Consider the following 20772-nt stretch of genomic DNA (forward strand, 5'->3'; position numbering starts at 1 on the left):
CCGTCGTCAGACGGTGATGGTCTGCGTCAGCGATTCCCAGGTGGGCGGCAGCGGCCAGTTGGCCTCCTGGTTGCCGTCGATCACCCGGCGCAGGTCGCGGGTGTCGATCTGCGGGGCCAGCACGTGCACCAGTTCCAGCGCGTAGTCGCGCAGTACGCGGTCGCGCGGCAGCACCGCCCAGGCGATGCACTCGTCGATCGGGGCCGGGGCCGGCCAGGCGCGCAGGTCTTCGTCGCTGGCGTTGACCGCCATTTCCGCGAGCAGGCCCACGCCCAGCCCGGTACGCACATAGGTCTTGATCAGGTCCGCATCGAGCGCAGTCAGCGCGATATCCGGGGTCAGCCCGGCGCTGGCGAAGGCGCGCTGGAGCGAGGAGCTCCCGCGGGTGGAGGATTCGTAGCTGATCAGTGGATGGCTGGCGAGCGCCTGCAGATCCGGCGCGGCACCTGGGCGGTCCAGCGCGTGCCCACGTGGCACCAGCACCAGCCGGCGCCAGCGGTACAGCGGAATGGCCAGGCCGGCAGTGGGCTCACCACCGGCGGTGCTGATGATGGCGATGTCCGCATCGCCCTGGCTGAGCAGGTCCAGCGCATCGCTTTCGGCGGCCTGCTGCAGGTGCACGCTGACCTGCGGGTAGGCCTGCTTGATCCGCGCCACCGCCGGCGGCAGCACGAAGCGCGCCTGGGTATGGGTGGTGGTGAGCACCAGCTGGCCCTGGCTCTCGCGGCGCTGGTTGGCCGCATAGGTCCGGATATTGTTCGCTTCGCCGAGGACGGCGCGGGCGCGGCCGATCACTTCCACCCCGGCCGGGGTCACCGCTTCCAGGCTGCGGCCCTTGCGTACGAACAGCAGAAAGCCCAGTTCATCCTCCAGCTGCTTGAGCTGCTTGGACAGGCCGGGCTGGGTGGCGTGCACGCGGGACGCCGCCAGCGTGATGTTCAGCTCGGCGTCGGCGATGGCGACCAGATAGCGAAGTTGGGTCAGCGTCATGGGCGGGCGATACGGCGCATGGAGAGGGGGCCATCCGACTGTAGGGCAAATGCCGTCACCAGCTTATAACCAAACGTTGTTTAAGAAGGTAATCAGGTCATTTCGCGCGGTCATATGCCGGCGGTACGGTCTGACCGACCCCGGCCCGGCCGCGAGCGGGCGCCCTGCGCCGCCACCGGCCCGAGCCTCCCCCTGCCGCTCGGCCTCCCGGGCGGCAACGACTTTCCCGGAGCATCCCCATGGCCCTGTACGACTCCATCCTGGACACCATCGGCAACACCCCGGTGGTGCGCCTGCACCGTCTCGCCCCCGAGCACGTCACCCTGTATGCCAAGGTCGAGTCGTTCAACCCCGGCGGCTCGGTCAAGGACCGGCTGGCGCTGGCGATCATTCTCGACGCCGAGGCCAAGGGCCTGCTCAAGCCGGGCGACACCATCGTGGAGGCGACTTCGGGCAACACCGGCGTGGCCCTGGCCATGGTGGCCGCCGCGCGCGGCTACAAGTTCGTGGCCACGATGGTGGAGACCTTCTCCATCGAGCGCCGCAAGCTGATGCGCGCCTATGGCGCCAAGGTGATCCTGACCCCGGCCGCCGAGCGCGGCTCGGGCATGGTGCGCCGGGCGAAGGAACTGGCCGAGGAACATGGCTGGTTCCTGGCCAGCCAGTTCGCCAACCCGGCCAACCCGGCCTATCACCGCAACACGACCGCCCCGGAAATCCTGCGCGATTTCGCCGGCAAGCGCCTGGATTACTTCGTGACCGGCTGGGGCACCGGTGGCACCCTGACCGGGGTCGGCGAGGTGCTCAAGGTCGCCCGCCCGGAAACCCGCATCGTCGCCACCGAGCCCGAAGGCGCCGCCCTGCTCAAGGGCGATGAGTGGAAGCCGCACAAGATCCAGGGCTGGACCCCGGACTTCGTGCCGGAGGTGCTCAACCGTGGCGTCTACGACGAACTGCTGACCATCGACGATGCACGGGCGATCGAGACCTCGCGCCGGCTGGCGGCCGAGGAAGGCATTTTCGTCGGCATCTCGGCCGGCGCCACCGTTGCCAGCGCGCTGGACATCGCGGCCAAGGCCGCGCCGGGGTCGGTGATCCTGGCGATGCTGCCCGACACCGGCGAGCGCTACTTCTCCACCCCGCTGTTTGCCGATATCAATGAAGGCTCCGACGACGACTGGCTGGCCGGTCTGCCCTGATCCCGCCGTTGGTCCGGAAGAACGCAACGCCCGCCCTGACCGGCGGGCGTTTTGCATGCGGCGCTTCATCTGCGGTGAAGCGATCCGGCGGCATCGTGTGAAGGTCAGCCAGCGCTCGGGCGGGTCGCACTGCCTGAGACGATGATGACGCAGCCTAGATGTCCTGCCCGGTACCGTGCAGGTCAGGCACGTCATTCCGTTGTATGGACCCGGTAACAGTGAGTAAGGAGCGGTACGCATGAAGATCGAAGTGTGGCAGGGCGACATCACGACCCTGGCGGTGGATGCGATCGTCAATGCGGCCAACGAATCCCTGCTGGGCGGCGGCGGCGTGGACGGCGCCATCCATCGCGCGGCCGGCCCGCAGCTGCTCGACGCCTGCCGTGCCCTGCCGGAGATCCGCCCGGGCATGCGCTGCCCGACCGGCGAGGTCCGCCAGACACCCGCTTTCAACCTGCCGGCAAAGTATGTGTTCCACACCGTCGGCCCGGTCTGGCAGGACGGCCTGCGCGATGAGCCGGCACTGCTGGCCAACTGTTATTGGAAGTCGCTGCAGCTGGCCGAGAAGCTGGACGTGGAATCGATCGCGTTCCCGGCCATCAGCTGCGGGGTGTTCGGCTATCCGCTGCACCAGGCTGCGCACATCGCCGCCACCGAGACCCTGACCTGGCAGCGCTCGCACCGCCAGCCGCGCCGGATCATCCTGGTGGCCTACAACGCGGCGACGTTCAAGGCGTACCAGTCGGCGCTGGCCGCACTGGGGCAGCCGGTGGAACCCTCGACCTCGGCGATCTTCGCGCCACTGGCGTTGGGGCTGCCGCCGGCGGCAGCGCACTGACACCTTCGCCCACGCCATAGACCCACTGGGCGAAGAACGGCTGCAATGAGCGGCCGGCCGCTGCTTCCATCGCCCGCTGGAAATCGACGGTCGCCACCGAGCGTCCATCGTTGGCCTGCGTGTAGTCACGGATGCCGCGCCAGAACGCGGCCTCGCCCATTTCCACGCGCAGCAGGTGCAGGACGTAGGCGCCCTTCTGGTACACGACCGCGCGGTCATCACCGCTCGGCGCGCTCCAGTCGGCATACACCAGCGCGTGATCGGCCCCCTTGGTACGCAGCGCCTCCAGCCGCGTGCGCCAGATCGTCACCTGCGCCTGGTAGGCCGCCTCTCCCTGCGTGTGCTGGAGGTAGGCGGCGGTCATGAAGTTGGCCATGCCCTCGTTGAGCCAGAAATGCTCCCAGCCGGCGCAGGTCACCCGGTTGCCCCACCACTGATGCGCGGCTTCGTGCGCCATCAAGGCGGTCTGGGTGGGATCCTCCAGCAGTTGCTGGCCATAGCGCTCGGACATCAGCGACAACCCGGCCATCTCCTGTCCGATCGTGCGGGCCACCAGCGCCTGCTGGTAGTCGCCGCGATACGGCAGGCCGGCGCGGTCGGCGAAGAAGTCGAGCATCTCGCCCGTAGCGGTGAACACGCGCTGCAGCTGCTCGGGCGACCGCTGCATGGACAGGAACCGCAAGTCGGTCGCGCCGTGGCGCTGCGTCGCTTCCTGATAGCGGCCGGCCGTGAAGCCATAGACATACCCCGGCATCGGCGTCTTGAGCTGCCAGCGATGTTCGATGCGCCCATCGGGAAGGGAGCGCAGCGGCAGCGTGCGGCCGGTGCCGGCAGCCAGCAGGCCCGCCGGCAGGGTCACGGACAGGTCCAGCGTGGCGCGCTCGTCGGGGGCATCCACCGAGGGCATCCACTGGCTGGTCGAGAAAATCGTGTAGACCTCATCGCGCTCGGGCGCGAATTCCAGGCCATACGGCGGTTCGCCGTGATAGCGGATCGTCACGCTGGCGGTGGCTCCCCGCGCGAGCGGTTCGGCCAGCGTGATCTGCACCTTCGCCGCGTGCTGCTCGAAGGCCAGCGCGCGATCCCCCTGCATCACGGCCGTCACTTTGAGCGAACCGCTGTCCAGGGTCACTGCGCGCAGTTCCTGCTCGGCTCTGAACCGCAGCGTCTGCTGCCCGGTGACGCGCTTGTTGGCGATGTCGGGCACCAGCGCGACGTCGTAATGCAGTACATCAAAGCCGCGCGGCGCCACTGCGTACGCTGGTGCGCTCCCCAGCAGCCATGGCACTACGCACAGCGAGACACAGAGACGTACGACCATGGGATCCATCCACGCGAAGATGGATCGCATCGTGCCAGAGCACGCGTGCATGTGCGCACCACTGCCCCGCCCAAACAAAAACGCCGGCACAAGGCCGGCGTTTTCGTTGACGGTGGTCAGGCGTGAATCAGCCGTTCCACTTGCCCAGGGCGGCCTGGCCGTTTTCCTTGGCGCGATCGTAGATCGTCTGCTGCGCCTTGGCGACGTTGGCCTTGGTGTCCTTGGCCCACAGCTTCAGCGCGGCCTGCTGCATGGCGCGGCCGTAGGAGAAGCTCAGCGGCCACGGCAGGTTGCCCATCTGGTTCATGGCGTTCAGATGCGCGGTGGACTGCTCATCGCTCTGGCCACCCGACAGGAACACCACGCCCGGCAGGATCGCCGGCACGGTGCTCTTGAGGCACATCACGGTCGACTCGGCCACTTCCTCGACGTCGGCCTGCTCTTCGCAGCCCTTGCCGGAGATGACCATCGAGGCCTTCAGGATGGTGCCTTCCAGCAGCACGTTCTGCTGGTACAGCGCGTCGAACAGCGAACGCAGGGTGGCTTCGGTGACTTCGTAGCAGGTCTCGATGTCGTGGTCGCCGTCCATGATCACTTCCGGCTCGACCATCGGCACCAGGCCACATTCCTGGCACAGCGCGGCGTAACGGGCCAGCGCGTGGGCGTTGGACTCGATGCAGGTACCCGAGGGGATGCTTTCACCGATGTTGATGACCGCACGCCACTTGGCGAAGCGCGCACCCAGCTTGTAGTACTCCTGCAGGCGCTCGCGCAGGCCGTCCAGGCCTTCGGTGACCAGCTCGCCCGGGCAGCCGGCCAGGGCATGGGCGCCCTTGTCGACCTTGATGCCCGGGATGATGCCCTGGGCGGCCATGTACTTGGCGAACGGGACGCCGTCCTTGGTGGACTGACGGATGGTCTCGTCGTACAGGATCGCGCCGGAGATGTGCTCGTTCAGCTTGGGCGTGGTGAGCAGCAGTTCGCGGTAGGCGCGACGGTTCTCCTCGGTGTTCTCCAGGCCGACGCTGGCGAAGCGCTTGCCGATGGTGCCGGTGGATTCGTCGATCGCGATGATGCCCTTGCCCGGGGCGACCATGGCCTGTGCGGTTTCAGCCAGCTGTTCGATGCTCATGTACTTCCTGTGGCGGGTGCGGGAAAACGCCAATTATAGACCCCGCCTCCCGTGAACTGACCGTCCACGGAATCTGGAAACGATTCCATCTGAAACGACGAACCCGCGCGGCCGTAAAGCCACGCGGGTCCGGGTGTTGCGCGGGGGTCGGTCAGAGCTCGCCCAGGCCGCTGGCACGGCCGTCTTCGCCCACTTCCAGCAGGCGCAGCGTGTTGGTGGCGCCATGGGTTTCCATGTGCTCGCCACTGGTGAAGACCACGCGGTCGCCGCCCTGCAGCTGGTTCGCTTCGAACAGCAGGCGGATGCTGCCACGTGCGGCTTCGCGCGGGGTCAGGCCGCGGCTGTCGAAGTTGATCGGGAACACGTCGCGCATCAGGGCCATCTGGCGGCGCGCGCCGTCATGGCGGGTCACCGCGAACACCGGGGCCGAGGCACGGAAACGCGACAGGTAACGCGCGGTGCCACCGGATTCGGTCATCGCCACGATCGCGCGCACGCCCACGTGCTGGGACAGGAACATGGTGGCCATGGCGATCGCCTGGTCGGCACGTTCCAGGTTGCGCGGCGAGGCGCCGAAGTCCGTCTCGGTCTGGAACTGGCGTTCGGCACCCAGGCAGATGCGGGCCATCGCTTCGACCGCCTTGACCGGGTACATGCCGGCGGCGGTTTCGGCCGACAGCATCACCGCATCGGTACCGTCGATGACCGAGTTGGCCACGTCCAGCACTTCGGCGCGGGTCGGGATCGGGCTTTCCACCATCGACTGCAGCATCTGGGTGGCGGTGATCACCACCTTGTTCTGCGCCAGCGAGGCCTTGATGATCTTCTTCTGCAGGCCCGGGAGTTCGGCATCGCCGATTTCCACGCCCAGATCACCACGCGCCACCATCACCACGTCACTGGCGTCGACGATCTCTTCCAGGTTGTCGATCGCTTCGGTGCGCTCGATCTTGGAGACCAGCGCGGCGTAGCAGCCGTGCGACTCGGCGATCTCGCGCGCATCGTTCATGTCCTGCGCGTTGCGGCAGAACGAGACGGCGATGAAGTCCACGCCGATCTTGGCCACGATGCCGATCAGTTCCTTGTCACGCTCGGTCAGCGCGCCCAGCGACAGGCCACCGCCCTGCTTGTTCAGGCCCTTGCGGTCGGACAGCACGCCATCGTTGAGCACGGTGTTGATGATGCGCTCGCCCTGCACTTCGGTGACCTGCAGCTGCATCAGGCCATCGTCGAGCAGCAGGATGTCACCGGCGGTCACGTCCTGCGGCAGGCCCAGGTAGCTCACGCCGACCTGGGTGGTGTCGCCGGCCGGCGCATTCGGCGAGGCGACCAGGTCGAAGCGGTCACCGGCCTTGAGCTTGATCTTGCCTTCGGCGAAACGCTCGATGCGGATCTTCGGGCCCGGCAGGTCGGCCAGGATGCCCACTTCCACGCCCACGCGGGCGGCCGCGGCACGCACATCGGCGGCGCGCTTGGCCTGGCCGGACGGGTCACCGTGGCTGAAGTTGAGGCGAACCACGTTCACGCCGGCGCGGAAGAGATCCTCCAGCACGCCCGGCGGGTCGGTGGCCGGTCCGAGGGTGGCGAGGATCTTGGTGCGACGCTGACGCTCAATCATGGTTAATGGGCTCCCGTTAAAGGAGCGAAATTAGCACACCCTTCATGTCCCATGAATACGTTTACAGCATTGGCGCAGTTGGGTTTCGCTGTTGTCCTGCAGACAGCGCGAGACGACCGGGCGGACAGCGCATTGGCTGCCCGCCGGCCAGCGCCAGCCCCGGCGGGGCTTTGCGCAGGACATGCGGCGGCGTACGGGACGCCGCCGGATGCTTCAATCGATCAGCGTGAGCAGCTCATCGGGGGCCTGCACCAGGTGCGCCGCACCGGCCGCCGTGAGTTCTTCGGCACCGCCAAAGCCCCACAACACGCCGATATTGCGCAGCCCGTGATGACGCGCGCCTTCGATATCCATGCGCCGGTCGCCGATCATCCAGCACTGGGCCGGGGTCAACGACAGCCGGTGCAGGGCCTCGGCGACCAGCTGCGGCTTCTCGCTGCGGCTGCCGTCCGGGGTGGCCCCGATCACGTCCTCGAAGCAGTCGCCGAACGGCAGGTGCTCGATGATGCGCCGCGCGTGCGGCTCGTTCTTGGCGGTGACGATCGCCAGCCGGTGGCCGCGATCCTTCAACGCCTGCACGACCTGGCCGATCCGCGGGTAGACCTCATGCTCGCGCCAGCCGACCACGTCGAAGCGCTCGCGGTAGTACGTCACCGCCTGCTCGACCTGGGCCGGGTCAGTGAACAACGGCGCGAAGCTGGTCCGCAGCGACGGCCCGATCCAGCGCCGCAGCTCGGCCTGCGGCGGAACCGGCTGGCCCATCTGCGTGAGCGCATGCGCCACGCACTGGGTGATCCCGACGGCCGAATCGATCAGCGTGCCGTCGAGGTCGAAGAACAGCACATCGCGGCTCACGAGCCGCGGGCCTCCAGCGCGGCGACGGCCGGCAGGGTCTTGCCTTCCAGGAACTCCAGGAAGGCGCCGCCGCCGGTGGAGATGTAGCTCACCTCGCCCGCGATGTCGTACTTGTCCACTGCGGCCAGGGTGTCGCCACCGCCCGCGATCGAGAACGCCGGCGAGGCGGCGATGGCACGGGCCAGCGCTTCGGTGCCATGGCTGAAGGCCTCGAACTCGAACACGCCGACCGGGCCGTTCCAGACCACGGTGCCGGCCTTGGCGATCAGGCCCGCATAGTGCTGGGCGGTATCCGGGCCGATATCCAGGATGAGGTCATCCTCGGCCACGTCGGCGACGGCCTTCACCGTGGCTTCGGCGTCGGGCAGGAACTGCTTGGCCACGACCACGTCGGTCGGCAGCGGGATGTCGGCGCCACGCGCCTTGGCATCGGCCACGATCTTCTTCGCGGTGTCCAGCAGGTCCGGCTCATACAGCGATTTGCCGACCGAATGACCGGCGGCTGCGATGAAGGTGTTGGCGATGCCGCCGCCGACGATCAGCTGGTCGACCTTGCCGACCAGGCTGGAGAGCAGCTCCAGCTTGGTGCTGACCTTGCTGCCGGCCACGATCGCCAGCAGCGGCTGGGCCGGGGCAAGCAGCGCCTTGGCCAGTGCGTCCAGTTCGGCCATCAGCAGCGGGCCGCCGGCAGCGACCGGAGCGAAGCGGATCACGCCATGGGTGGAGGCCTGTGCACGGTGCGCGGTGCCGAAGGCATCCATCACGAACACATCGCAGAGCGCAGCGTACTTCTTCGCCAGCGCTTCATCGTCCTTGCCTTCGCCCACGTTCATGCGGCAGTTTTCCAGCAGCACGATCGAGCCCGGCGCGACCTGCACGCCGTCCACCCAATCGCGCACCAGCGGTACCTCGACACCCAGCAGCTGCGACAGGCGCAGCGCCACCGGCGCCAGGGATTCGGCCTCGCTCCACACGCCTTCCTTGGGACGCCCCAGGTGCGAGGTCACCATCACGGCAGCGCCCTTCTCCAGGGCCAGCTTCAGCGTCGGCAGCGAGGCGGTGATGCGCTGCTCGGAGGTGATCTGGCCGTTGTCGATCGGCACGTTCAGATCCTGGCGGATCAGCACGCGCTTGCCGGAGAGATCGAGGTCGGTCATGCGAACAATGGACATAAGCAACTCTTTGGCTCTGAAGAAGGAAAGGCGCCGCGCGGCGCAGACCGTCATTGTCCCGGCTGGCGCGGTGCATCGCAAATCCAGTGAGAAAGGCGCAGTGGCGAGTGTTGGTCGTCGCGCGCGCGCAGGCCGTACCGACCAATGATCGGTCCCTACCCGTTCCGGTGTGGCTGGCGCAGCAGGCTGAGCGCGAACCCGCCGACGATCAGCACGCCGATCACCAGCAGGGCCCACAGCAGCCACTGCTTCCAGTCGCGCTGCGGGGCCAGCGCAGCATCGCCGGCGAGCACTTCCGGTGCGCCGTGCACGGTGGCCTGTGCCGGCTGCCACTGTGCGCCATGCTGTTGGCGCAGTTGGGCGATCACAGTGGCGACCGGCGCGTCCTGGCGCTCGGCGCGCACGCTGCCGGCGGCCACCGCATACGGCGGCTCGCCCTGGCTGAGGAACACCAGCGTTTCGGGCTGGTAACCGAGCTTGAGCGTTGGCGCCGGCATCGACTGCGGCTGGCCCGCGATCAGTTTCCAGTAACGATCGCGCGTGCTGCGCGTCAGCGGCTGGGTCTGGGATTGGCGGCGGTCGGCGGCGTCCTGCAGCTGATAGGCCACCCACGGGCCTGCGCGCACCTGCCATGGCTGGTCGGCGTCATCGCGGCTCAACAGCGTCCACTGCACCACGCTGTTGTCGGCGGTGGCGATGTCGGCCTGCGCGATCGGGAAGCGCCCATCGAGTTGATATTCAAACTCGCCCGGCTTGCCGGCGGTACCGCTCAACGATTGCCAGCGCCAGGCGATCGCCTGCGCGGTCGGCACCAGCTCGGCCTGCACGGTGGACAGCGCCGGCAACGCATCCGCGCCGATCGGCAGGATCCGGAAATACCTGGCCTGGCGCGCGATCTCGATGCGGCGCTGCTGCAGGCGGCGGCCTTCGTGCTGCAGGTCGACCAGCGGCACATCGTCGGCGATGCGCAGCCAGTCGCGCAGGTCGTTGCTCATTTCCACCCGCACGCGCGCCTGCAGGGGCGCCTGGGCCTGCCAATCCAGGCGCAGTGCCTGCACCCCGGTCTTGAGCGCACTGGCATCGATCAGCCAGCCCGCCGGTTGCCCGGCCGCCCCACCCCGCCCCAGGCGCGCTTCCACCCGGCGCACGCTGCCATCGGTGTTGCGCTCGGTGAGCAACTGCAGGTCATCGCCGGAGGTGCCCGCCATGGGGGGCAACGGGAACCAGGACAGCGTCTGCCATTGCGGTGCCTGGGCCAGCGGCTGGTCGGCCGCGAGCAACGCCGAGGGCAGTGCCTGACCTTGTGCATTGAACACCTGCACATCGGCCAGGCGTGGCGACACCGCGGTGCGGTACACCCCGTCATCCAGGGTCAACCGATATGCACCAGCCTGGGGTTGCGCGAGCTGCAGCGGCCATTGCTGGCGGTACGCCTGGCGGTCATCGGCCGTCTGCGCCAGCGCCGGCAGTGCGAATACGGCAAGGAGGATCAGCGGGCGGAAGGTCTTCAAGGGTGCGGCTCCACGGCAGAGTCCGGCGCGCGGGGCGGCGCCGGTGCCAGATAGCCCACGACCGTGCATAGCAGGCCGTAGGCGATGAAGGAAGAAATGCCGAGCAGGTTGCCCAGATGCTGCCGGTCGATCAGCACCAGCTTGGCCAGCACCACGCCCATCAGCACCGCACCGACCAGCCACAGCGCGCGCTGCCCGCGGCGCGAGCCCCATACCCAGCTGATCACGCCGAGCACGCTCCACACCACGGTCAGGCTGGTCTGGGCCAGGGTGGAGGACCACAGGCGTTCGTTCCACGGCACCCCGCCCCAGTGATGCACGGCGTGCAGGGTGATGCTGGTCAGCGCGACGAAGCCGGCAATGGCCAGCAGCGGAATGCGGAGGGCGCGCAGGCTATCGGGCGCGTGCGCGGACCACAGCCAGCGCGCGGCCAGCACCAGCACCGCCAGCTGCGCCAGCTCCACCGGGTTGAGCAGCGGCAGCCACGGCAACGGCGCGGCGCTGGCCGGAACCAGCAACAGGCCGGCCCAGCTCACGCCCAGCACGGCGAACAAGGTGATTTGCAGCGGGGTGCGCATCGGGTCGAAGCGCTCGCCCAGCGGCACCGTCAGCCAGCGCCAGCGCAACAACGCGACCGCGGTGACCAGCAGCCACGGCAACAGCATCAGGGCCAGGCCCCAGCCCTGCGCCAGCGCAAAGCGATCGGCCAGCCACAGGGTGGCCAGCGACACCACCGAGGGCCACAGCAGCCACCATAGGAACTGCGCCGCCAGCGAGGTGCGGTCGTCGCCCCCGCGCAGGCACCACAGGCTGCGCACGCCCAGCAGCGCGAATACCGCCCAGGCCAGCGCGCCATAGCCGGCGAACGGTTGGTCATGTACATCGGCCTGCCACAGCGCCAACGGGAAGGCGGCCAGCACCATCGCCAGCGTGGTCAGCACCAGCGCACGCGCCGGCCAGCGGCGATGCATCTCGGCGGCCAGCCAACCGGTCACGGCTGCGGCGATCAGCAGCGCATCGGGCTCGGTGCGGTGGGTGACGAAGCGCAGGATCTCGTGACTGAGGCTACCCAGCCACCACAGCAGGCCCCACAGGTAGTACACGATGGCCGGCGCATCGCGCTGCGCGCGGCGGTAACTGAAGGCAGCGGCAAAACCGGCCAGCGCCAGCAGCAAGCCACTCATGAAGGTCGGGTTGGCGATGGCGGTGGCATCCAGGTGCCAGTAGTCCGCGCCCACGACGAAGCCGAACGCGGCCCCCAGGGTCAGCACTGCCCCGGTGACCTGTGGCAGCCAGCGTTGCTGGCGCAGGCCCAGCCAGGCCAGCGCGGCACCTTCCAGTGCGAACACACTGGCGGTGGCCCGTGCAGACAGCGCCAGCGGCACCGCCAACGTGGCGAAGCCGACCGCGAGTACCGCGTGCGACTGGCCGAGCGCAGCGTAGCGCTCACGCTTGATCAACGCCCACGCCAGGCCTGCATACAACGCAGCCAGTGCCAGCGAACACAACGCCAGCAGCAGGCGGTCGTCATGCAGCAGGCCGGCCTGCAGCGAGAAGGCGATCAGCGGCGTGCCGAACACCAGGCTGCCATCGATCAGGTCGCGCTTTTCCGCACTCTGCCGACGCGCGTAGAGGATCGGGATCAGCAGATAGAAGGCGAAGAACAGCAGCAGGAACGGCTCGGTGCTGGCGAACTTGTCGGCGCTGTACTGGAGCACGCCCCAGGCCGTCCCGATGCCGAAGGTGAAGGCGAAACCGAGCAGGTTCAGGGCGCGCCACGGGCGCCACCAGGCAATCGCCAGGATCGCTGCATTGAGCACGGCGTAATACGAGAACAGCGCGACATGGTTGCCGCTGCCGGTGGACAGCCAGATCGGCGCCATGAAGCCGGCCAGGATGCCGAGCACGGCCAGCGTGCGCGAGTTCTGCACCACCGCCAGCACGCCCATGCCGGCGATCAGCAGCACGCTGAGCACGAAAGCGGGCGCGGCAGGCATCAGGTCATAGCGTTTGAACGCGGCGAAAATGGTCAGCAACAGGATGCCGATCGCCCCGCCCTGCAATGCCAGCGCGAACATGCGCCGGGTATCGCGCTGCACCCAGCCGAACACCAGCCCGGCCAGCGCCGCCACGGCGATGGCGGCCAGGCGCAGCTCGATCGGTGCATTCAACCAGCCCTGGTCGCTGGCGTACTTGAGCAGTGCGGCCACGCCGGCCAGCAGCACCAGCATGCCGATCTTGACCGGCACATTGCCTTCGGTGAACCACTGTTTGAGGGTGCCGACAAGCCGCTCGCCGATGCCAGGGCCCTGCGGTTCGGGCGGGGCGACCGGCTGCGCGGGCGGGGGCGGCAATGGCGGCGGTTGCGCCACGTCGATCACCGGTTCGATCCTCGGCTCCAGCGCCTCGGCGGCCGTCGTGGAGACAGGCGCAGAGGTGGCCCTCGCGGCGCCGACGGTGTCGACCGATGCCAGGTCGGTCCAGTGCAGCGACGTTTCCCGCTCCGCCGGCGCCGGCGCCGGCGCAGCCTCCCAGGCGGACCCGGCGGCGCGCTGCTCCAGCGCGGCGACGCGTCGGCGCAGCCCGGCGATCATCACCAGCGCCACGATCAGCAGCAGCGGGATCGCCAGCAGCACCAGCACCAGCAGGACAATCAGAGCTTCCATTCCAGGCCATCCTCAAGAGGTCGCCACGGCTGTACCCGGTAGGCACAGTGCCGGCGGCACGCGGGCCATGCTAATGGATCGGCGGCAGGCGCGGGATCAACGCCCCGCAGCGCCTGCCTGAAACGACAGACCCCGGCACGGGGCCGGGGTCTGTGGAATGACGCAGGGGACGCGCGGGCTTACGCCGCGACGACCTTGACCATTTCCAGGCACTTGTTGGAGTAGCCCCACTCGTTGTCGTACCAGGACACCAGCTTGACGAAGGTGCCGTCCAGCGCGATGCCGGCATCGGCATCGAACACCGAGGTGTGGGTCTCACCGCGGAAGTCGGTCGCCACGACCTTGTCTTCGGTGTAGCCCAGGATGCCCTTCAGCGCGCCTTCGCTCTGTGCCTTCACTTCAGCGCAGATCTCGGCGTAGGTGGCTTCCTTCTCCAGCTCGACGGTCAGATCGACCACCGACACGTCCGAGGTGGGCACGCGGAAGCTCATGCCGGTCAGCTTCTTGTTCAATTCCGGGATCACCACGCCGACGGCCTTGGCCGCACCGGTGGAGGACGGAATGATGTTTTCCAGGATGCCACGGCCACCGCGCCAGTCCTTGTTGGACGGGCCATCGACGGTCTTCTGGGTGGCGGTCGCGGCGTGCACGGTGGTCATCAGGCCACGCTTGATGCCCCACTTGTCGTTGATGACCTTGGCCAGCGGGGCCAGGCAGTTGGTGGTGCACGAGGCGTTGGAGACGATCGCCTGGCCGGCGTAGGTCTTGTCGTTCACACCGAACACGAACATCGGGGTGTCGTCCTTCGACGGTGCCGACAGGATGACCTTCTTTGCGCCCGCGTCGATGTGCTTCTGCGCGGTTTCCTTGGTCAGGAACAGGCCGGTGGATTCGATGACGACGTCCACGCCGACCTCGTCCCACTTCAGGTTGGCCGGATCGCGTTCCTGGGTCAGGCGGATCTTCTTGCCGTTGACCAGCAGGTCGTTGCCGGAGACTGCCACGTCAGCCTTGAAGCGGCCATGCACGGAGTCGTACTTCAGCATGTACGCCAGGTAATCCGGCTCCAGCAGATCGTTGATGGCGACGATTTCGATGTCATTGCCGAAGTTCAGCACGGCCGAACGCAGCACGTTGCGCCCGATGCGACCGAAACCGTTGATGCCAACCTTGATTGCCATGTTCACAAGCTCCTGCAGCCGCGACGGTGCGGCGCCGATGGAAAGGGGTGTTCATTCTAGCAGGGCCGGACCCGGGCAGGCCCGCGCAAGCCGAATGGGAACCGGTTACAACGGCAAATACCCGGATTGATCCGGATCAAGGCGCGCAACCGCGCGGGCGGCAAAACTGGCCCCATTCCAACCCGCCACGAGACCGTCTCATGCGCAAGACCTCCCCCCTCCTGCTCACCAGCCTGGCCGCCGCCCTGGCGCTGGCCGCCGCCCCGGCCATGGCCCAGTCCAAGGGCGACTGGACGATCGGTGCCGGCGTGCACCAGGTCGCCCCGAAGTCCAACAACGGTTCGCTGGCCGGCGGCACCCTGAAGGTCGATGTCGACAACGACATCAAGCCGACCATCACCGGTGAGTACTTCATCGCCGACAACCTCGGCATCGAGATCCTGGCCGCGCTGCCGTTCAAGCACGACATCAACATCGCCGGCCTGGGCAACGTGGGCGGCACCAAGCACCTGCCGCCGGTGGTGTCGCTGCAGTATCACTTCAACAGCGCGGGCAAGGTCTCCCCGTTCCTGGGTGCCGGCATCAACTACACCACCTTCTTCAGCGAGAAGACCGGCGGCGCGCTGGCCGGCAGCAAGCTGAAGATGGAGGACTCCTGGGGCCTGGCCGCCCATGCCGGCGTGGATTTCGCGATCAATGACAAGGGCTCGCTGCGCGTCGATGTGCGCTGGATGGACATCGACAGCAAGGTCAAGCTCGATGGCGAAAAGATCGGCACCGTCAACATCGACCCGCTCGCCTACGGCGTGTCGTACGTGTTCAAGTTCTGATCGGCGGATCAGAACCCAACAAGGCAACACCCTCGCAGCAAGACAGTTTCCCCGGCTTCGGCCGGGGTTTTTTTTGGACAGGCGCGGCGGTCTGAGGGTCACTGCGGGGCGTGACGCTCGCGGTTACGCTGCGGAAAGCAGATGCCGGGCCGCGGCCTGCGCATGCAGCGTGGTCGTATCGAACACCGGCACGGTTGCATCCTGCGCGCCGACCAGCAGCATGATCTCCGTGCAGCCCAGGATGATGCCCTGCGCGCCGCGATCCACCAGCCGCTGCATGACCGCGCGATACCTCTGGCGCGATGCCGGCAGCACCTGCCCCTGCACCAGCTCCTCATAGATGATCCGGTGCACTGCCGCGCGGTCCTCGGGCTCCGGGACCAGTACCTCCAGGCCATGCGCGTGCGTGAGCCGACCCTTGTAGAAATCGTGTTCCATCGTGAACGCGGTGCCGAGCAGGCCAATGCGCCGCAACCCGGCGCCCTTGATCGCTTCGGCCGTCGGGTCGGCGATGTGCAGCAGCGGAATCGCGATCGCCGCCTGCACCGCATCCGCCATGCGGTGCATGGTGTTGGTGCAGATCACGATGGCGGTGGCTCCGGCGCCCTGCAGGCGTTGGGCCGCATCGATCATCCGCTGCGTGGCACTGTCCCAGTCGCCGGCATGCTGCAGCGCCTCGATCTCGGCGAAATCGAACGACCACAGCAGGATCCGCCCGGAATGCAGCCCGCCCAGCGTGTCGCGCACCTGCTCGTTGATCAGGCGGTAATAGTGGGCCGAGCTTTCCCAGCTCATGCCGCCGATCAGGCCAACGATGTGGGCCATGGGGTCGCTCCTGCGTCCGCCCGATGCCGGGCACCCGCCGAGCCTAGCCGAACCCGAGCGGCACTGCAGCCGGCCAGATCGCGGCAAGCCCGCGCGTGGCCAGCCCGCTAGAATGCCGCAGATGAAAATGCCTTCCCTGCTCCCGGCCACCGCGCTCGCGCTGGCCCTCACCCTTGTTTCCACCGATGCCCTGGCCTGGGGCGCGCAAGGCCACCGCCTGGTGGCGCGGATCGCCGAGACCCGGCTGACCCCGCAGGCCCAGGCCGAGGTGGACCGTCTGCTCGCCGCCGAGCCGGATCCGACACTGCATGGCATCGCCCCGTGGGCCGATCAGCTGCGCGCCAAGGACCCCGGCCTGGGCAAGCGCTCGGCCGGCTGGCACTACGTCAACATCGGCGAAGACGATTGCCACTACGAAGTGCAGAAGCACTGCAGGAACGGCAACTGTGTGGTCGAGGCGCTGAAAGCACAGACCGCGATCCTCGGCGACCGCAGCAGGTCCGATGCCGAACGCGCGCAGGCACTGAAGTTCGTGGTGCACTTCGCCGGTGACATCCACCAGCCGATGCATGCCGGCTACGGCCATGACAAGGGCGGCAACGATTTCCAGGTGCAGTTCAACAACCGCGGTACCAACCTGCATTCACTGTGGGACAGCGGCATGCTGAATGAGCAGACGCTGGACGACGACCAGTACCTCAAGCGCCTGCTGGCCCTGCCCAAGCCGGTGTTCGCAACGCGCTCCAACATCGATGCCGATGCGGTGCAGTGGGCCGAGGCCAGTTGCCGGATCGCGATTGCACCTGGCGTTTACCCGGACAAGCGTACGCTGGCCCCGAGCTATGCGGCGACCTATCGCCCGGTCGCCGAGCGCGAGCTGCGCCTGGCCGGTGAACGCCTGGCGGTGCTGCTCAACGACACCCTGGGCAATCGCTGAGGCCATCACCATGTCACTGCACGTCGCCAGTTTCTTCCATCCGGACAGCCACACTTTCAGCTACGTGGTGCATGACCCGGCGACGTTGCAGGCGGCGGTGATCGATCCCGTGCTGGATTACGACCCGGACACCGATGCATTCGGTGCCGGGCCGCTTCAGCCGCTGCTGGCCCACGTAAGCGCGCACGGCCTGCAGGTGCGCTGGCTGCTGGACACCCATGCCCACGCCGACCACGTCAGCGCCGGGCGCTGGCTCAAGCGCCAGTGGCCGGACGCGACCCTGGCCATGGGTGCGGGCATCGTGCAGGTGCAGCGCACCTTCGCACCCCGTTACGCGCTGGAGGTGCCGACCGACGGCTCGCAGTTCGATCATCTGTTCGCCGATGGCGAACGCTTCACGCTCGGTGATATCGACGCCGAGGTGATCGCGGTGCCGGGCCATACCAGTGACAGCGTGGCGTATCGGATCGGCGATGCGCTGTTCACCGGTGATTCGCTGTTCATGCCTGACGGCGGCACCGCCCGCTGCGATTTCCCGGGCGGTGACGCGGCGCAGCTGTACCGCTCGATCCAGCGGCTGCTGGCCTTGCCGGACGCGACGCGCGTGTTCATCTGCCACGACTACGGCCCCGGTGGCCGCGAGGTCGCCAACGAGACCACCATCGGCGCGCAGCGCGCGCACAACATCCACCTGCATGACGGCATCAGCGAAGCCGAGTTCGTGGCCACCCGCCAGGCCCGGGATGCCACGCTGGCCGAGCCGAAACTGATGCACCCCTCGGTGAAAGCCAACATCCAGGGCGGCCCGCCGAGGTAGTGCCGGCCGCTGGCCGGCTCCCCTGCAACGGGTGGCCCCGTTTGCCTCAGCGGCCTTGGCCGCGCACCACGTGCTGCCCTTTCACGATCTCAAACGTGAAGCCGTACAGCAGGCTCACCGGTACCGGTTCGATGCGCTCGGCGCCCTCGCAGTTGCCTCGATCCGTGGGCACGCGCTGCGGAGGGAAATGACAAACGGCCGCGGGGACAAAGCGCCATATCGCCACCGCTTCCTGGGCAGCCTGCACGAGGGGCGCGTTCTCCGGGGCATTGCCGGCGGCACAATCGCTGCGGTCGATCACGGGCAGACTGCGTTCGACCTTGCCTTCCGCATCGATCACCAGCTGCAGGCACACTGTCGTCGGTGCCAGCGCGCGGCGCGGGTCGCGATCACCGACCGCCGGGTCCGGCCCCGCATTGAGCTGCGGCATCCGGTAGCCCTCGCTCGGCCCCAGCTGATACGTCTCCACCTTCCCGCTCCCCTGAGCGCCGACGTTCGGATCCAGACGCTGGTGAGCCACGCTCTCGGCACGCGTGTCCACCGTGGTCGGCGAGGGGTGACTGGCGCAGCCGGCCACCAGCATCGCCAGGACCACGGCCAGTGACCCCCGCTTCACAGCGTCGGGTCCGACGCATCCAGTTCGAATGTCATCGGAATCTTCAATGCCGAGGCAACGGCGTGTCCATTCTGGCGCGCCGGTTCGAACGTCCATTGCTTGGCCGCAGCGATCGAGGCCTCATCGAACACGCCGGCCGGGGTCGAACTGAGTACCCGGACATCGCCGGGCTTTCCAGCCGCATCCACCTCCACGCGCAGCACCACCTTGCCGGAAATGCCCTGATCAAACGCGGCTTTGGGATACCTGGGCGGCGTCAGGTCACGGGCCTGCGCGCCCACATCGCTCGTTGCCGCGTTGGCCTTCGCCGGCTCGTCGCCGGCGCCGCTCTGGCTGGCCCAGGCCACCGTGCAGAGCCCGACACACAGCCCGACCACCAGCACCTGCCCGGTCATCCACGGCAATGCCTTCCGCTTGTGTTCCTTCAACATGGCAATACGCTCCTTCAACATCGGTTGGCTGCGCCAGTGGCAGGCCATCGGGGCAACCGGGTGGACCAACTGCGCCTTCAGCAGCGCAGTGGCGTAGAGCCGGCGCAGGGCCGGATGCGGATCGACCGTGCGCGCGTCGCAGGCCAGTTCCTGATCGCGCAGGAAGCGGCGCGCCGCCCACGGCAGCAAGGGGTGGAACCAGAACACACAGCGCAGCACGGCAAGCGCGGCGTTTGCCCAGGGATCGCCATGGCGGCGATGGCTGTGCTCATGGCGCAGGATCAGCTCCTGCTCGGCCGGGCTGAATCGCTGCTCGAAGTCCGGGCTCACCACGATGCGCGGCTGCAACAGGCCGACCAGCGCCGGCAAGCCGGGATCGCCACTGGCCTGCCAGCTGCCATCCATGCGCGGCTGGAGCACGCCCAGTGCGTGCTCGAAGCGGCGCTGCGCGCGCCAGCTGACGCAGGCCACCGCTACCGCGCCCAGCAACCACACCGTCAACAGCAGTAGCGGCCACTGCGAGGCGTCGGTGGGCACGGCCGGCGCGCGCAGGGCCGAGGCCATGACCATGACCGGGTCCGTTTCAGTCATCGGCAGCCGTGGCAGTGGCAGGTAGGGCGCGACCAGCATCAACGGCAGCAACCACCAGCTGCGGTAGGCCAGCGCTGCGCCTCCGAGGCGCAGCAGCAGCGGCCTGGCCGCGGCCAGCACCAGCGTCGCCAGCGACAGCCACACGCTGGCCTGCAGCAGTCCATCAAGCAGCTCAGTCATGGCCCAGCTCCCGGATCAGCTGCTTCAGCTCGGCGATGTCCTGCGCGCTCAGCTCCCCGCGCTGGCTGAAGTGCGCCACCAGCGGCGCGACGCGACCGTCGAAGACCCGGTCCAGGAAGCCCTCGCTCTGCTCGGCCACCCAGGCCTGGCGCTGCAGCACCGGCGAGTACAGATAGCGACGCCCATCACGGCTGGCGCTGATCGCGCCCTTGGTCAGCAGCCGGTTGAGCAGGGTCTTGATGGTGGGCTCGGCCCAGTCGCGGCTGGCCAGCGCGGTCACCACCTCGTCAGCGCCCAGCGGATGGCTGCGCCACAACACCTCCATCACCACCGCTTCGGCTTCACTGATCTGGCTCATCATTTACATCCGTAATCGACAAACCGATTACGCCCGTAATCAACCTGGGTGTCAACCCTTCGACAGCCGGTTCATGCAGCCGCTGCCAGCATCGGCGCACGCCCCACGGAGCCCTCGATGAGACGCTACCGAAAATTCGACTACCCGGTCGACGATGTGCGCCGCTTCCTGGAGCCGGGCCCGATCGTGCTGCTCAGCTCGGCCTGGAAAGGCCAGCGCAACATCATGACCCTGGGCTGGCACATGGTGCTGGAGTTCACGCCCTCACGGCTGGCAACGATGATCTCCAGCGGCAACCACAGCTTCGAGCTGATCCGCCGCAGTGGCGAATGCGTCATCAATGTGCCCACCGCCGAGATGCTCGATACGGTGGTGGGCATCGGCAACAGCAGCGGCACGGAGATCGACAAGTTCGACCACTTCGGCCTGGAGGCGGTGGCCGCCACGGAGGTCGCCGCCCCCTTGATCGCCCAGTGCCACGCCAGCTTCGAGTGTCGGCTGGCAGACCGCAGCCAGATCAAACGGCATGGCCTGTTCATCTGGGAGGTCGTCAAAGCGCACGTCGCGCGCTCCCCGAAAGTGCCGCGCACGGTGCATTACCGCGGCGATGGCCAGTTCATGCTTTCCGGCGATGAAGTCTCGCGTCGCCGTCTGTTCAAACCGGAAATGCTGTAATGACCCGCATGATTTCGCAGGATAGCGCC

General features: G+C 67.8%; 19 protein-coding genes. 6 read left to right on the forward strand and 13 right to left on the reverse strand.

Features of this window, described 5'->3' with window-relative positions; translation table 11 throughout:
- Nucleotides 1-6 precede the first annotated feature (6 nt).
- Nucleotides 7-990, reverse strand: a complete 984-nt coding sequence (locus BIZ42_RS05590; protein ID WP_019183912.1) for a LysR family transcriptional regulator — start codon at nt 988-990, stop codon at nt 7-9.
- A gap of 239 nt (nt 991-1229) precedes the next feature.
- Between BIZ42_RS05590 and cysK the strand changes: the two genes are divergently transcribed.
- On the forward strand, nt 1230-2189 hold the full coding sequence (cysK, locus tag BIZ42_RS05595) for a cysteine synthase A (RefSeq protein WP_019183911.1): 960 nt from the start codon (nt 1230-1232) through the stop codon (nt 2187-2189).
- A gap of 238 nt (nt 2190-2427) precedes the next feature.
- Nucleotides 2428-3027, forward strand: coding sequence for an O-acetyl-ADP-ribose deacetylase (locus tag BIZ42_RS05600; protein WP_070425804.1), 600 nt, complete (start codon nt 2428-2430; stop codon nt 3025-3027).
- Here BIZ42_RS05600 and BIZ42_RS05605 read toward each other — a convergent pair.
- The 8 genes from BIZ42_RS05605 to gap all read right to left on the reverse strand — a co-directional run bounded on the left by BIZ42_RS05605 (nt 2918) and on the right by gap (nt 14483).
- A complete protein-coding gene (locus tag BIZ42_RS05605) occupies nt 2918-4348 on the reverse strand; it encodes a M1 family metallopeptidase (RefSeq protein ID WP_237393561.1) in 1431 nt (476 codons plus the stop codon). The two genes, BIZ42_RS05600 and BIZ42_RS05605, sit on opposite strands and share 110 nt — an antisense overlap.
- Nucleotides 4349-4475: 127 nt before the next feature.
- Nucleotides 4476-5480: a class I fructose-bisphosphate aldolase gene (locus tag BIZ42_RS05610; protein ID WP_019183908.1), complete on the reverse strand. Its 1005-nt coding sequence runs from the start codon at nt 5478-5480 to the stop codon at nt 4476-4478.
- Between the two features lie 151 nt (nt 5481-5631).
- The gene (gene pyk, locus BIZ42_RS05615) at nt 5632-7098 is read right to left on the reverse strand and encodes a pyruvate kinase (protein WP_019183907.1); all 1467 of its coding nucleotides are present in this window, start codon (nt 7096-7098) and stop codon (nt 5632-5634) included.
- 213 nt (nt 7099-7311) lie between these two features.
- Nucleotides 7312-7953, reverse strand: coding sequence for an HAD hydrolase-like protein (locus BIZ42_RS05620; protein ID WP_070425806.1), 642 nt, complete (start codon nt 7951-7953; stop codon nt 7312-7314).
- On the reverse strand, nt 7950-9125 hold the full coding sequence (locus tag BIZ42_RS05625) for a phosphoglycerate kinase (protein WP_019183905.1): 1176 nt from the start codon (nt 9123-9125) through the stop codon (nt 7950-7952). The genes BIZ42_RS05620 and BIZ42_RS05625 overlap by 4 nt, the downstream gene beginning before the upstream one ends.
- 155 nt (nt 9126-9280) lie before the next feature.
- Nucleotides 9281-10636, reverse strand: coding sequence for a DUF3999 domain-containing protein (locus BIZ42_RS05630; protein ID WP_070425807.1), 1356 nt, complete (start codon nt 10634-10636; stop codon nt 9281-9283).
- A complete protein-coding gene (locus BIZ42_RS05635) occupies nt 10633-13302 on the reverse strand; it encodes a DUF2339 domain-containing protein (protein WP_070425808.1) in 2670 nt (889 codons plus the stop codon). The genes BIZ42_RS05630 and BIZ42_RS05635 overlap by 4 nt, the downstream gene beginning before the upstream one ends.
- A 179-nt stretch (nt 13303-13481) precedes the next feature.
- Complete coding sequence (gene gap / locus BIZ42_RS05640; RefSeq protein WP_046273181.1) at nt 13482-14483, reverse strand: type I glyceraldehyde-3-phosphate dehydrogenase; 1002 nt, start codon at nt 14481-14483, stop codon at nt 13482-13484.
- A 200-nt stretch (nt 14484-14683) separates the two neighbouring features.
- On the opposite strand from gap, the gene BIZ42_RS05645 reads away from it, so the two are divergent.
- Nucleotides 14684-15313 (forward strand): OmpW family outer membrane protein, encoded by a 630-nt coding sequence (locus BIZ42_RS05645; RefSeq protein ID WP_070425809.1) that lies wholly within the window; start codon nt 14684-14686, stop codon nt 15311-15313.
- Nucleotides 15314-15436: 123 nt separating this feature from the next.
- Here BIZ42_RS05645 and BIZ42_RS05650 read toward each other — a convergent pair whose 3' ends face one another.
- On the reverse strand, nt 15437-16138 hold the full coding sequence (locus BIZ42_RS05650; RefSeq protein WP_070425810.1) for an aspartate/glutamate racemase family protein: 702 nt from the start codon (nt 16136-16138) through the stop codon (nt 15437-15439).
- Nucleotides 16139-16259: 121 nt separating this feature from the next.
- Between BIZ42_RS05650 and BIZ42_RS05655 the strand changes: the two genes are divergently transcribed.
- Together BIZ42_RS05655 and BIZ42_RS05660 are read left to right on the forward strand one after the other, a co-directional pair.
- Nucleotides 16260-17075: a S1/P1 nuclease gene (locus tag BIZ42_RS05655; RefSeq protein WP_070425811.1), complete on the forward strand. Its 816-nt coding sequence runs from the start codon at nt 16260-16262 to the stop codon at nt 17073-17075.
- A gap of 10 nt (nt 17076-17085) precedes the next feature.
- Nucleotides 17086-17892, forward strand: a complete 807-nt coding sequence (locus BIZ42_RS05660; RefSeq protein ID WP_070425812.1) for an MBL fold metallo-hydrolase — start codon at nt 17086-17088, stop codon at nt 17890-17892.
- Between the two features lie 46 nt (nt 17893-17938).
- Here BIZ42_RS05660 and BIZ42_RS05665 read toward each other — a convergent pair whose 3' ends face one another.
- From BIZ42_RS05665 to BIZ42_RS05675, 3 genes are read right to left on the reverse strand one after another with little or no spacing between them, the layout of a single operon-like run.
- The gene (locus BIZ42_RS05665) at nt 17939-18508 is read right to left on the reverse strand and encodes a hypothetical protein (protein WP_070425813.1); all 570 of its coding nucleotides are present in this window, start codon (nt 18506-18508) and stop codon (nt 17939-17941) included.
- Complete coding sequence (locus BIZ42_RS05670; protein ID WP_070425814.1) at nt 18505-19710, reverse strand: TonB family protein; 1206 nt, start codon at nt 19708-19710, stop codon at nt 18505-18507. Before BIZ42_RS05670 ends, BIZ42_RS05665 begins: the two co-directional genes overlap by 4 nt.
- Entirely contained in the window at nt 19703-20068 is a 366-nt protein-coding gene (locus BIZ42_RS05675; protein ID WP_026069888.1) for a BlaI/MecI/CopY family transcriptional regulator, read from the reverse strand. Before BIZ42_RS05675 ends, BIZ42_RS05670 begins: the two co-directional genes overlap by 8 nt.
- A gap of 117 nt (nt 20069-20185) precedes the next feature.
- Here BIZ42_RS05675 and BIZ42_RS05680 point away from each other — a divergent pair, with 117 nt between their 5' ends.
- Nucleotides 20186-20743 carry a flavin reductase family protein gene (locus BIZ42_RS05680; protein ID WP_070425815.1) on the forward strand — a complete coding sequence of 186 codons (558 nt, stop codon included), beginning with the start codon at nt 20186-20188 and terminating at the stop codon, nt 20741-20743.
- Nucleotides 20744-20772: the final 29 nt, after the last annotated feature.

The sequence above is a fragment of the Stenotrophomonas sp. LM091 genome, assembly GCF_001806305.1.
In the GTDB taxonomy this organism is placed as follows: domain Bacteria; phylum Pseudomonadota; class Gammaproteobacteria; order Xanthomonadales; family Xanthomonadaceae; genus Stenotrophomonas; species Stenotrophomonas bentonitica_A.